At 60.0% G+C, this 12859-nt stretch carries 14 protein-coding genes; 4 read left to right on the forward strand and 10 right to left on the reverse strand.

The window, feature by feature from the left end:
• The first annotated feature begins 10 nt into the window (after positions 1 to 10).
• Together HGP17_RS28990 and HGP17_RS28995 are read left to right on the forward strand one after the other, a co-directional pair.
• Complete coding sequence (locus HGP17_RS28990; protein WP_168814551.1) at positions 11 to 754, forward strand: SDR family oxidoreductase; 744 nt, start codon at positions 11 to 13, stop codon at positions 752 to 754.
• A gap of 30 nt (positions 755 to 784) precedes the next feature.
• Positions 785 to 1630: a fumarylacetoacetate hydrolase family protein gene (locus HGP17_RS28995; protein WP_168814553.1), complete on the forward strand. Its 846-nt coding sequence runs from the start codon at positions 785 to 787 to the stop codon at positions 1628 to 1630.
• Positions 1631 to 1683: 53 nt separating this feature from the next.
• Here the strand turns inward: HGP17_RS28995 and HGP17_RS29000 are convergent, their stop codons facing one another.
• Positions 1684 to 2361 (reverse strand): TetR/AcrR family transcriptional regulator, encoded by a 678-nt coding sequence (locus tag HGP17_RS29000; protein WP_168814557.1) that lies wholly within the window; start codon positions 2359 to 2361, stop codon positions 1684 to 1686.
• Positions 2362 to 2451: 90 nt separating this feature from the next.
• On the opposite strand from HGP17_RS29000, the gene HGP17_RS29005 reads away from it, so the two are divergent.
• Positions 2452 to 3603 carry an NAD(P)/FAD-dependent oxidoreductase gene (locus HGP17_RS29005; protein WP_168814559.1) on the forward strand — a complete coding sequence of 384 codons (1152 nt, stop codon included), beginning with the start codon at positions 2452 to 2454 and terminating at the stop codon, positions 3601 to 3603.
• 12 nt (positions 3604 to 3615) lie between these two features.
• Here the strand turns inward: HGP17_RS29005 and larB are convergent, their stop codons facing one another.
• From larB to HGP17_RS29025, 4 genes are read right to left on the reverse strand one after another with little or no spacing between them, the layout of a single operon-like run.
• Positions 3616 to 4281, reverse strand: coding sequence for a nickel pincer cofactor biosynthesis protein LarB (gene larB, locus HGP17_RS29010; RefSeq protein ID WP_168814569.1), 666 nt, complete (start codon positions 4279 to 4281; stop codon positions 3616 to 3618).
• Entirely contained in the window at positions 4278 to 5075 is a 798-nt protein-coding gene (locus tag HGP17_RS29015; RefSeq protein ID WP_168814571.1) for an adenine nucleotide alpha hydrolase, read from the reverse strand. Before HGP17_RS29015 ends, larB begins: the two co-directional genes overlap by 4 nt.
• Positions 5072 to 6343 carry a LarC family nickel insertion protein gene (locus HGP17_RS29020; protein WP_168814573.1) on the reverse strand — a complete coding sequence of 424 codons (1272 nt, stop codon included), beginning with the start codon at positions 6341 to 6343 and terminating at the stop codon, positions 5072 to 5074. Before HGP17_RS29020 ends, HGP17_RS29015 begins: the two co-directional genes overlap by 4 nt.
• 12 nt (positions 6344 to 6355) lie before the next feature.
• Complete coding sequence (locus HGP17_RS29025) at positions 6356 to 7339, reverse strand: NAD(P)-dependent oxidoreductase (RefSeq protein ID WP_281412803.1); 984 nt, start codon at positions 7337 to 7339, stop codon at positions 6356 to 6358.
• A gap of 49 nt (positions 7340 to 7388) precedes the next feature.
• Between HGP17_RS29025 and HGP17_RS29030 the strand changes: the two genes are divergently transcribed.
• Positions 7389 to 8135, forward strand: a complete 747-nt coding sequence (locus HGP17_RS29030; RefSeq protein WP_168814575.1) for a FadR/GntR family transcriptional regulator — start codon at positions 7389 to 7391, stop codon at positions 8133 to 8135.
• 4 nt (positions 8136 to 8139) lie between these two features.
• Here HGP17_RS29030 and larA read toward each other — a convergent pair whose 3' ends face one another.
• From larA to HGP17_RS29055, 5 genes are read right to left on the reverse strand one after another with little or no spacing between them, the layout of a single operon-like run.
• Positions 8140 to 9426, reverse strand: a complete 1287-nt coding sequence (gene larA, locus HGP17_RS29035) for a nickel-dependent lactate racemase (protein ID WP_168814577.1) — start codon at positions 9424 to 9426, stop codon at positions 8140 to 8142.
• Positions 9427 to 9428: 2 nt separating this feature from the next.
• Positions 9429 to 10157: an ABC transporter ATP-binding protein gene (locus HGP17_RS29040; RefSeq protein ID WP_168814579.1), complete on the reverse strand. Its 729-nt coding sequence runs from the start codon at positions 10155 to 10157 to the stop codon at positions 9429 to 9431.
• Positions 10154 to 10876 carry an ABC transporter ATP-binding protein gene (locus tag HGP17_RS29045; RefSeq protein ID WP_168814581.1) on the reverse strand — a complete coding sequence of 241 codons (723 nt, stop codon included), beginning with the start codon at positions 10874 to 10876 and terminating at the stop codon, positions 10154 to 10156. Before HGP17_RS29045 ends, HGP17_RS29040 begins: the two co-directional genes overlap by 4 nt.
• Complete coding sequence (locus HGP17_RS29050; protein WP_168814583.1) at positions 10873 to 11889, reverse strand: branched-chain amino acid ABC transporter permease; 1017 nt, start codon at positions 11887 to 11889, stop codon at positions 10873 to 10875. The genes HGP17_RS29045 and HGP17_RS29050 overlap by 4 nt, the downstream gene beginning before the upstream one ends.
• Before the next feature lie 18 nt (positions 11890 to 11907).
• Positions 11908 to 12777, reverse strand: a complete 870-nt coding sequence (locus HGP17_RS29055; protein WP_168814585.1) for a branched-chain amino acid ABC transporter permease — start codon at positions 12775 to 12777, stop codon at positions 11908 to 11910.
• Positions 12778 to 12859 lie beyond the last annotated feature (82 nt).

The raw sequence follows: 12859 nt of genomic DNA on the forward strand, positions 1-12859 counted from the left end.
AGGATTTCAAATGACAGGAAGACTTGAGGGAAAGACGGCCGTGGTGACGGCGGCCGGGCAGGGGATGGGGCGTGCCACTGTGCTGGCCTTTCTAAGAGAAGGCGCCCGCGTCTGGGCGACAGATATCGACGCGGCAAAATTGGAGACGCTGCAAGAACATGCCGGCGTCAACGTAAAGAAGCTCGATGTCCTCAATGCCGGCGAAATCAAGGATTTTGCAGCCGGGATCGAAGCTCCCGACATTCTGTTCAATTGCGCCGGCTTCGTTCACCACGGCTCGATCCTCGACTGCGACGAGGACGCTTTCGATTTCTCGGTCAATCTCAACATCCGTGCCATGTACCGGATGATCCGCGCCTTCCTGCCCGGAATGATCGCGCGGGGCGGTGGATCGATCGTCAATATGGCGTCCGTCGCCTCGACCGTCATTGCGGCGCCAAACCGCTTCATCTACGGCACCACAAAGGCCGCCGTTATCGGCCTGACCAAATCCGTGGCACTCGACTATGTCGGCCAGGGTATTAGGGCCAATGCGATCTGCCCCGGCACGGTCGAAAGCCCGTCGCTGCAAGACCGCATGCGGGCACTTGGCGATTACGATCAGGCACGCGCGGGTTTCATTGCCCGGCAGCCGATGGGTCGACTTGGTACGGCCGAAGAAGTCGCCGACCTCGTCGTTTACTTGGCCAGCAAGGAATCGGCCTTCATGACGGGGAATGCCATCGTCATCGACGGCGGCTGGGCCAATGCCTGAAGAACAACAGCTAGACAACGGACAATCGATATGAAGCTTCTGCGATATGGCCAGAATGGCCTTGAAAAGCCCGGCATCCTCGACAAGAACGGCAAGGTCCGAGACCTCAGCGGGCAGATCGACGATCTCGCCGGCAATACCCTTACGACGACCGGGCTGGCGAAGATTGCAGCGATCGACGTCGAAAGCCTGCCTTTGGTCGCCGAGCCTGGGCGCCTTGGCCCATGCGTCGCCCGCACCGGCAAATTCATCTGCGTCGGATTGAATTATGCGGACCATGCTGCCGAGACGGGTGCTGCAATTCCGGAAGAGCCGATCCTTTTCATGAAGGCGACCAGCGCAATCACCGGCCCGAACGATAACGTCATCATTCCACGCAAGTCGAAGAAAACGGATTGGGAAGTCGAGCTCGGCGTCGTGATCGGCGATGAAGCGCGCTATGTCTCCGAAGCAGACGCGATGAAGCACGTCGCCGGCTATTGCCTGATCAACGACGTGTCCGAGCGGGAATTCCAGGCCGAGCGCGGTGGCCAGTGGACAAAAGGCAAGTCGGCCGACAGCTTCGGACCGATCGGCCCCTGGATTGTCACGCGCGACGAAATCGCCGATCCGCAAAATCTGAAGATGTGGCTTTCGGTAGATGGCGTCATGCGCCAGAACGGCTCGACCAAGACAATGATCTTCGGCGTCGCCTTCCTCGTACATTACATCTCGCAATTCATGAGCCTGCAGCCGGGCGATATCATCTCGACGGGCACGCCCCCGGGCGTCGGGCTCGGCATGAAGCCGCCGATGTTCCTCACGGCCGGCCAGACGATCAGGCTTGGCATTGAGGGTCTTGGCGAACAGACCCAGACGACTGTCGACGCAGCATAAAGCGAAGCGCAGGAGGCGTTCACGCGCCTCCTGCGCCAAGGATTGCTACACTGTTATCGTGAACGGACGACTTCGATACCTGCGAGGATCAGATCTATGCCGGCCATGAATTGTTCCTGGTCGTCATGCTCTTGCAGTTGCGCGGCAACCTTCTGCAGGAAAGGGTATTCGGCGGCGTCTAGCTGCATCCATGTGGCGGCAACGGTCTGGAGAAAATCCGAGCGATCCGTTTCTCTTGGATGCAGGCGAGCGTTCGCCGCATTCTGACCGGCAACGCCGACGATGTAATTCAACAGGGCTGACGCGGCATTGAACAATGCAGGTTCAGGCACCCCGAGCGCCTGGAGCCGGCTGCCAATACCTTCAAAAATACGCAGCATCGCCGGCTGTGCCGGCTCGCGCGAAAGCTGCGTGCCGATCCAGGGATGTCGATCGATCGCATCAAAAACACCAAGTGCGATGGCACAGATTCCGTCTCTCGGCTCGGTATCCCTAACAACGCCGGTGATTGCCTGCGCGATAATGTCATAAGTCGCTTCGGTCAACAGCTCCTTCTTGTCGCCGATATGCCAGTATATGGCACCGCTGCCCGTCGAAAGACGAGCGCCAAGCGCCCGAAAGGTCAAGGCATGCTCGCCCTCTGCGTCTAGGATCTCGATTGCTGCTTCGACGATCCGTTTTTTGGACAGCGCGTCCGTACGCCGCTCATTTCGCGGTTTCTTAGTTTTCATGGGTGCCATCTTGACATTTATGGAACGACGTTCCAATTAAAATCGAATATGGAACATTGTTCCAATACGCTTTCGAAAGGAAATATCAAAATGACGTCGGTAACGATTGTCGGCGCGGGTCTTGGCGGACTGACTCTCGCGCGAGTTCTCCATCTCAACGGCATTGCAGGGACTGTTTACGAGGCCGACCCTTCGCCTGAGGCTCGCACGCAGGGCGGCCAGCTTGATATCCATGAGCATAACGGGCAGGTCGCGCTCGAGGCAGCCGGTCTCCTGGACGAGTTTCATGCCATCATCCATGAGGGAGGACAGGCCTCGCGCGTGCTCGATCTCAACGGGAATGTCCTGCTTGAAGAACCCGACCATGGAACCGGCGGGCGACCGGAAGTTCTCCGCGGCGATTTGCGGCGGATTCTTTTGGAAGCGCTGCCACCCGAAACAGTCAAATGGGGAAAGAAACTCAGTAGCGTCCAAGCGCTTGGAGATGGCCGACACGAATTGATCTTTGCGGACGGATCGAGTGTCCACTCCGAGCTTCTCGTCGGTGCGGACGGCGCATGGTCGAAAGTCAGACCTTTGCTTTCCGCTGCACAGCCCGACTATGTCGGCGCGACGTTTATCGAGACATATCTATACGATGCCGACAATCGGCACCCCGCAGCAGCTGCTGCGGTTGGCAGTGGCGGTTTGTTTGTCCCCACGCCGGGGAAGGGGATTTTTGCCCATCGCGAAGCCGGTGGCGTTCTTCACTCATATATCCAGCTGCATTGCACTGCCGAGTGGGTGGCCGGCATCGACTTTAACGACAGCGCAACCGCGCTGGCTCAGGTCGCGGCCGAGTTCGACGGTTGGGCACCAGCATTGACCGCGTTAATTACCGACGCCGACACAGCGCCGGCTCCACGGATGATCCACGCACTTCCGGACGAACACAGATGGGATCGCATTGCCGGGGTGACACTTCTCGGAGACGCCGCGCATCTGATGGCACCTTCCGGCGAAGGCGCGAACCTTGCCATGTTGGACGGTGCAGAACTCGCAAAGGCGATCGCGTCGCATCCCGGCGATATCGAGGCGGCACTTTCCGTCTATGAGGAAGCGATGTTCTCCCGAAGCGCGGCTGAGGCATCGGATGCACGTCAAATCCTCGATCTATGTCTCGGCGAAAGCGCTCCCTTCGGGCTCGTGCATTTCCTGACCGGCGCGCTTGGAAAGCAGGATTTCGAGAGCGATCCGTCATGACGAGATCGAAGCTCAGCGCACTCCAATGATGGAGATAACACGCAGCGCGGCTGAAGCACCCCCATATCCGTTATCGATGTTGCAAACGGCTATCCCAGGCGCGCAGCTGGCCAGCATGGCGTTGAGAGCCGTGCGTCCGCCCTCCGATGCACCGTAGCCGACGGAGGTCGGCACCGCGATCACGACACCGGCGACCAAGCCGCCAAGCACACTGGCAAGTGCCGCATCCATACCGGCAACCGCTATGACGATCGGGTGGCGTCGTATGTCTTCGATGCGGTCCATCAGACGCCACAGACCGGCAACACCCACATCTGTGATCAGGTTTGCCTCCACACCCGCGTGGCGCAACGTGCGCGCCGCTTCTCGCGCCACACCGGCATCCGATGTTCCGGCAGCCACGATCGCGATTGTCCCTTCAACGGTAACCGCACGCAGCGGCCCAAAGAAGGCGGTTCGGGAAAGGGCGCAATAATCGATATCGTCTCTCAGCTCGTTCGGGAGCTCGGATAGTTTTCCTGGGTCGAGCCGTGTCAACAACAGACCTGCACCCCGCGCTCGCGCATCGACCAGGATCGAGGCAATCTGCCCGCTGCTCTTGCCTTCGCAGAAAACGGCCTCGTCAAGCCTAATGCGCTCCGCGCGCTCAAAATCAAAGACGACATCGTTGCCGCTCACTGCTTCACTCCCACAAAAGCGCTGCCGTTGCGATAGGCCTCAAAGTTGATCGCCCCGCCCGCAAGCCTGGCGGGCAGCAGTGCCGTGATTGCGTCTGAAAGCTCCGTGCCTTTCGCCGCCTCCATCCGGGCAAGGCTTTGCGGGTCGAGCTCGATCACCACGCCAGTGCGCCGGACACGGCAACGCACGGTTTGAGGTTTCAACTCGACGTCGATCAGTCGCTCGATGGCATGGATTGCTCTCAGCGTTTGCGGCTCGATGGCAATCGAGGTCTCGACGCGGCTGGAAAGACAAGGGGACGCTGGGAGTTCAGCGATATCCCCAAGGCCAAGTTCGCGGGCGAGTGCGCGCACGCCCTGCTTGTCGATATCTGCCTCCAGATAGGGATGGCGGACCTGATGATTGCGAGCTGCATCAAGTCCCGGCCGATATTCGCCGAGATCGTCGGTATTGGCGCCCGAGAGAACCTGCCGATCAGATATTCGGGTTATAGCGCCGTAGAGATTGCCCTTGCAGAAGAAGCAACGGTTCACCGGATTGCGAAGATAATTATCATCGGCGAATTCGCCCGCGTCGAGAATACGAAGGTCCCAGCCTTCGCGCTCAGCTGCAAGGCGGACGCGCTCCGTCGCTTCGGCCGGCACCGCTGGGGAAACCGCATGCATTATGGCAACCCGCGCGCTGCCGAGCAGACGGTGGGCGATAACCGCAAGTGTCATGGAATCGACCCCACCGCTCACGGCAACGGCACAGGCGGGCAGTGAAGACAATACGGCTTCCAGTCTCTGCCTCATTCCTCATCCCCTTCGATGCGATCTTCGGCCAATCGACGCAGGCTCGAACGCGCGGCATGCCCGGCAACATCATGAAGCTCATCCGCCTCCAGCTTTGCGGTGCGCCCGGATGGCCGCTCGACAAGCTTGACGCGAAGACGTCGACTACCGACTTCCGTCGTTGTCGCTTCGCGTCGAAGAACGCTGCGCTCCATGAGGGAATGGCGAATACCGATGGTCGTCGTCTCGTCGAACACGGCCGCGAGCGTATCCTCAAGCGCTGCCGGCGCGGCGAGAATACGAAGATGCGTCATCATCCGCCCCTTCTTCCCAAATACCGGCATCTGCACCACGTCGAGCACGCCCTCACTTGCACGCAGATTATCGATCGCCTGCGCGAGATCCTCGCCGCTTTGATCGTCGATATCGCATTCGAGAACGGCAACCTGATCTGTGGGAACGGATGTTTTAACCGGCTCGAAAGCGAGCAAACGAAGGCAATTGCTGATCCCCGGCAGGCGTTTCGTGCCAAAACCGTGAGCTGCCGCCACAAGTCGCCTCGGGCTGCGGACGGCTAAGTCTGATTTGCACAGATGGCGCAGGATTGCTGCGCCAGTCGGCGTTACCCGCTCTCCGGCAACGCCATCGTCGATTGTCGCGAAGCCCTGCATGAGTAGCGCTGTTGCGGGAGCGGGGACCGGCAGCAGACCATGGGCCGTGCGCACTCGACCTGAGCCAAGCGGCAGCGCTCCAACCGTCCAGCGGACAGCGCCGATGCGAGCAATCAGCCATGCAGCGGCGACGATGTCGGCAATCGAATCCCAGGCTCCAACCTCATGGAACCTGACATGCTCGGGATCGACCCCATGCACATTCGCTTCCGCTTCCGCCAGATGTGTGAAGATGCCGATCGCATGCTCCACCGTTTCGCGGTCGAGATCAGAACCGTCGAGCGCCTCCCGGATCTCGTGCCAATGAACGTGATGATGGTCGGCGTGATTGTGGTGATCGTGGCGATGGTGATGGTGACCGCCACGATGATGGTGATGGTGATGCTGGTGTTCGTTTTCCACTTCCGCACGTCTGCCGTGCCGGCGCACGACAAAGCGCTTTCCGGTCAGTATACCGTCGTTATGGGCTGCCAGCTCGAACTCGACCCCGTCGATCAAAGGACAAAATGACAGCGCCTCGATCAAGCCCGCTGCGAGATCCGGCCGAAAATCCAGAAGCGTTGCGACGAACATGTCTCCGGCAATGCCGCCGACGGGGTCGAGATGCACCTCAAGCATGATCGGCCTCTACTATTTCGCGGGCTCTTGCGATGGGACAAGCGAAACGCCGTTCAGACCTGCAACGATGTCGGACAGCGCGGGCACGAAGGACTCGCCTCGACCAGACGCAACAGCCGCAGCAAAACTGTTGCGAACGGCCGCACCGACAGGATTTGCCGCCTGGACGGACTGTGCGAAGGAGGCGAGATAGCTCATGTCCTTCAGGGCGTTGACCATGGCAAAACGCTGGGCGTTCTCGTTCCTGTTCAGCACGAATTCAAAGAACGCCTGATAGAAGCCGCAATCCATGCGGCTGCCACGCAGCACGCTGTCGAAGACCTGCGGAGTGAGCCCGGCCTTTGCCGCCAGCATCAGCGCCTCCGAGTAGATCGCCGAATAGCCCATCGATACGAAATTGTTGAGGAGCTTCATCGTATGGCCAGTGCCGACGCCGCCGGTTGGAACGATGCGCGCGGAGAACGCTTCCAGGATCGGGCGTGCCCTTGCGACTGCGTCCGGCGCGCCGCCGACCATGACGTCCAGCGTGCCTTCTGCCGCCTCCTTGGGCGTTCTTGCCAGCGGTGCATCGACAAGCGTGATTCCGACTTGCGCAAGCTCCTCTGAAAGCTTGATGGTCTCAGCCGGATTGGAGGTCGAGCAATCGATCAGCAGCAACGGCTTTCCCACCGCTATGATCCCGTCGCGCCCGGAAACAAGCTGACGAACCTGCTCGGATCCTGTGACGCAGAATATAATTACATCAGACACCTCGGCCAGTTCCCGGGCAGTCGCGACCTCTAATGCGCCATGTGCTTTCAGCTGCTCGACCGCGTCGCGCTTGCGATGCGCCACCACAGTGACCGGCCATCCCTTGGCAAGCAGGTTCGACGCCATGCCGGCGCCCATTGCCCCGATACCGATGAACCCGATTTTCTCTTTCATTATTTCCTCCCGGTTGTTTTCGGTTGTACCATCACGCGCGCTTTTGCTTTTTCCATTGGTATGGGTTAGCAACGATATCGTTGGCTAACCACCAGATAGCGAGAATGGACTTCGAGACAGAATGAAGGACAGGGACAACGCCGTTTTCAACACGATCCCGCAGACGCCCAATCTGCGCAGCGGGCTCGCCGACAGCCTCATCACGCAGATCGAATCCGGCGACCTGAAGCCGGGTCAACGTCTGCCGACCGAACAGGCGATCATGGAAGCGACGGGTGTGAGCCGGACGATCGTGCGTGAGGCATTGGCCACGCTGCGCGCAAAGGGCCTGATCACCACCCGGCAGGGTCTCGGCGCTTTCGTCTCCAACGACCCGATGCCACGGTCTTTCTCCATCATTCCAAACGACCTGCAATCCATCGACGAAGTTCTTCGGGTATTGGAACTGCGCATCGGCATCGAATACGAGGCAGCCGGGCTGGCAGCGTTGCGCCGCACGCCCGAAGATCTTGCGCGCATGCAGGACCGCCTTGACGCCCTGGATCGCGCCATCGAGGAGGGCGGTTACGGCGCCGAAGAGGATTTCGCTTTTCATCGCACCATTCTGGTCGCGACGCAAAATTCCTATTACAGCCGCCTTTTCGATACGTTCGGCACCGCCATGGTGCCGCGTCAGTGGGCGCGTCTCGACAAGATGAGCGTCTCCGAACGGCAGCGCCATGCCACGCGCATGCGCAAGGAACATCATGCCATCTTCAACGCGATCCGCGATGGCAGTGAGGCTGCTGCCCGCAAGGCATTGCGCAATCATCTGTCGAAGAGCACGGCCCGCTTCGAAGAGCTTCGGGACGCCAGCCTGCACGGATAATCGGTCAAAGCGCGTGGCGCGGCACGACATATGGCCCCTCCGGAATGATGGCAACAGCAGGATCGCCGCTTCTGGCGATGCTACGTTCTATCGCATCCGTCAGATCGCCAATCACCTGCACGCCTGTCAGCCTGCGGTCTTCGCCGCTCAGACCGGTCGTATAGAGTTCGACCGTCCCGAGACGCATTGGCTTCAGCTGCATCTCTGTCTGCCACTCGTCGATTTCAGCAAGTCTTTTTGCCGTTAGCGTCGCGAGAAAGCGCTCAGGCCCAAGCTCGACCAATCTCGCCTGCGCCTCGCGAAACTCCGGCGAGCCGAAGCCTTCCGAACACTCCGATGCGATGATCAGCGTGCCGCCCGGTTCAAGAATATCGAGCGGCGTCACCATGCCCTTGATCGTCTGATAATAGGTCTTGTCGAGCGGATACCCGGCAGATGAGGTCACGACGGTGGAGAACTTTCGCTGAAGCTGAATGCTCGTGGCAGCACTCACAAAATCGACAGCCGCCTGATGGCTGGCAATGATCTCGCCGAAGGTGACACAGACGAGGTCGCGCTCTTCGTCGAGAACGGTGTTGAGCGCATAGACCTCGCCGAGCATGCGGACGATTTCCAGCTGCTCCTCGTGCAACGGATTGCCGATGAGGTTGCATTGAACCGCGAGCGGATCTTCCATGAAGCGCGCGGAGTGGAATGTCCGGATTGTCTCGTGATGCGCGACGCCTGGCGCGATGACCTTGCGCCCACCCGACCAACCGGCCATGAAATGCGGCTCGACAAGTCCTGTTGCGATGCGCAAATCGGCCTCGACGAAGAGGCGATCGAGCTTCACCGGTGTCTGGCGCGTTTTCGTAAAGCCGAGATCGACATGTGCGGCTTCGTCGCGAGCGTAGTGGTTTTCCACACGCACATTTTCCAGGACCCAGGGATCGCCGACAAGCTCGGCAAGTTCCTCGCCAAGGTTCGGGCGGTGCAGACCGGTTGCGACCAGTACCGAGATACCGTCCTTCGGTACTCCCGCTGACAGCATCGCTTCGATCATTGGGCGCAGAAAAAGCCCGTTCGGAACGGGTCGCGTGATGTCACAGATGAGAATGCAGGCGCTCTTCCTTCCTTTTGCCAGCTCCGCCAAAGGCGCTGACCTGATCGGGTTTTGCAGGGCGGAAAGAATGGAAGCCACGGGTTCGTCGAGCTTCGGCAGGGCCTGCTTGCGGATCACGGTGGGCTGCGAACCCAAGGGAAGCGTGACATCGAGGTGGCCGCGTCCATAGGAAAGAGCAACTTCGTTCATAATCACACCTGCTCCGTCACGCCGCCGAGATAGAGTTCACGCATCAGGGACATGTTCTTCAGTTCCGATATCGGTCCCGAAGTTGCAATGCGACCGTTCTGCATGAGGTAGCCGCGCGAGGCGACGGAGAGAGCAAGGCCCGCATTCTGCTCGACAAGCAGAACCGACGCGCCGAAGGTCTTGCCGATATCAAGAATGATCGCCTGAATTTCCTTGACGAGCAGCGGGGAAAGCCCGAGCGAAGGCTCATCGAGCAACAGGACGCGCGGCCGCGCCATCAGCCCCCGCGCAATGGCCAGCATCTGCTGCTGACCGCCGCTCAGCGAACCGCCCTTCTGCTGCCGCTTGGCCGCAAGGATCGGAAAGAAGCTTTCCATCATCTTCACGTCGACCTCGACCGCATCGGCGTCGCGGCGCGTATAGGCGCCAAGGCGCAGATTTTCTTCGACTGACATATCCGCGAAGATGCGCCGGCCCTCCGGCACCAGAACCACGCCGCGCTTGGCCATGACATCCGGCGTGCGCCCCGTCAGGTCTTCGCCTGCGAAGACGACCTTGCCGCCCCGGGGTTTGACGAGGCCGACGATAGTTCTCAGCAGCGTGGATTTGCCGGCACCATTGGGGCCAAGGATGGTGATGATTTCGCCTTCATCCAGCGTCAACGAGACATCGCGGTTTACCGCCGTCGCACCATAGCCTGTGGTGATATTCGATAGGCTGAGCAAGCTCACAGCGCACCTCCCAGATAGACTTCAAGCACTTTCGGATCGGCAAGCACCGCCTGGGTCGGCCCATCGGCGATCTTCGAGCCGAAATCCAGCACCACAAGCCGCTCGCAGAGCATCTGCATCAGCTTCATGTCGTGATCGACGACACAGACACTGATGCCATGACCAGGAAATTGCTTGACCAGACCAACGAGAGTGGCCGTCTCCCTGTCGTTTAACCCGGCGGCAGGCTCGTCCAGAAGAATGAGTGACGGACGCGTCGCCAAGGCAAGAGCGATGCCGAGCAGACGCAGATTGCCAAACGGAAGCACGCCGGCCTTTTCCGCCGAAAGTGCGGTCAGTCCGACAAAGTCGAGCAGCGCGGCCGGTGTCGTCCAAGGGTAGGGGCGACCGGTATTGCGCGCATGTTCGCAGGCGATCTGCACGTTCTCCCACACGCTCAGGCCCGGAAAGGCCATGGCCTGTTGAAAGGTGTAGCCTATTCCCGTGCCGGAAATTTCGTGAGCTGCCAGACTGGTGATATCGCGACCGCGCCAACTGACCTTGCCGTCCGTGGGCTTATGGACGCCGGTAATAACGTTGAAGAGCGTCGTCTTTCCCGAGCCGTTCGGGCCAACGATACCCAGAATTTCACCTTCCTCGATCGATAGGTCGACACCGGACAAGGCAGTCAGGCCGCCGAACTGCTTCTTGAGGCCCTTGATTTCCAGGATCGCATTCATCGGCCAGCCTCCGAGGCATGCTTGCTATTCGCGGACTGGCTCTCCCGTTTCGTCACCGAGCCGTGCAAGAGCCGTTGCCAGCCGTCGATTAATCCGGCGATCAACCCGTTTGGAAGCAGCAGGATTACGGCGATCAGGCACACGCCATATAGAATGCGGGATTCCACCGGATCCAGGTTCAGAACTTCGGGCAGGAAGGAAACGAGAATGCCGCCCGCGATCGGTCCAAGCAAAAGCCGTGCCCCGCCGATCATCACCATGAGTGCCAGGTAGATGCTCGGGAACGAAGCGAACTGACTAGGCGAGATGTGGCGGAGGAAATAGGCGAGCAGCACGCCGGACACGCCGGCAAAGACGCCGCTGACAACGAAAGCACCGATCTTGTGACGGCCGACATTTATGCCGAGCGAGGCCGCAAGCTTCTCGTTTTCGCGAATTGCGCGCAGCGTACGCCCGTAGGGCGAATTGATAATGGCCCAGCTCGCCACTGCGCTCAACGTCACGAAGGCCAGCACGATGAAATAATAGGGTTGGAGGTCGTCGGCGCGCGCGCCGAGGAAATTGACGGGAAGCTGCAGGTCGAGACCGGTCGCAGCGCCGGTGTAATCCCCGCTGTTGGTCAGCACGATCGTCAGCAATTGACCGAAGGCAAAGGTCATGATGACGAAGTGGTGGCCGCTGACGCGAAGGGACGGAATGCCGATCACAGCTGCGGCAATGGCGGCAAGAATGCCGCCGAGCGGCAGCGCAAGCCAGAAACCGATGCCGCTGTCACGCGCAAGGATCGCCGCAGCATAGGCCCCGACGCCGACGAGGGCTGCGTGGCCCATCGAGAGAATACCGGTCTGTCCGAAGAGAACGGAAAGCCCATAGAGCGCCACGATGTTGATGCCAGCCGAAATTGCAAGCGAGAGCATTCGGTTGCTAGGTCCCAAAGCAGGCATGATCGCCAACAGGGCAAGCACGACCAGCGCAGGAACGAGGGAACGGAAGGAGGAAAGCGAGTTATTCATGATCTTGACTTTCGTTCCTCAGGCCATCTTCGGACCGCTTGTCCCGCCGAAGAGGCCATTCGGGCGGAAGAGCAACACCAGGATCATCAGGGCAAAAGAATAGGCGTCCGTCCATTCGGAGAAGCCGTAGCCGGCGCTGAAGCCTTCGACGATACCGAGAATAAGGCCTGCCACCACGGCACCTGTGAGATTTCCGAGGCCGCCGATCAGCGCCACCGCAAAACCTTTCATCACCATCGTGCCGCCCGTGAAGGGCGTGATCGGAAAGAGCGCGATCAGCAAGGCGCCGCCGAGACCGGCAAGCGCGCTTCCAAGCACGAAAACACCGGTGATGTAACGGCGAACCGGAATGCCCATGAGCGCGGCCGTGTCCCGATCGTCCACCGCGGCACGCAGCGCGCGACCATAGCGGCTGCGCGTTACCATCGTGAAGGTCAAGGCGACGACAGCGATCGTGACCAGAATGACCATCACGCGCACCGACGCGATACGAACGCCGCCGACATTCCATATGCCCGACAGGGGCCTCGGAATGCTCTTCTGGTTAGGGTCGTAAAAGAAGATGACAATGTGCTGCAGCACGACGATCAGGCCGAGAGACACGATAAAGCCGTTGGTCGGCCGCGTGAGCGTAAATCGGAAGAGGCCTCGCTCGAGAACGAAACCCATAACGCCCACCGCGACAATCGCCAGCACCAGCGCGACGAAGAAGCCGAGCCCGGCCTGCACCGCAAGCCAGGTCACGATGCTACCAACCATCAGGAACTCGCCATGGGCAAAATTGATGATCCCGGTCAATCCGAAGATCAGGGTGACCCCAACGGCGATCAGCGTAATGACGCTTGCGATCGATAGACCGTTGAGAAGTTGCTGAAAGAGAATATCCACAGCTGTGTCCCGCTGTTGCGCAGGCCTTTATGCCCGTCCGTTTCTGTGACGAAACTCCCGCCGGCAAGGGCCGGCGGGAGTG

Origin of the sequence: Rhizobium sp. P38BS-XIX (assembly GCF_012641435.1) — a bacterium.
GTDB lineage: Bacteria > Pseudomonadota > Alphaproteobacteria > Rhizobiales > Rhizobiaceae > Rhizobium.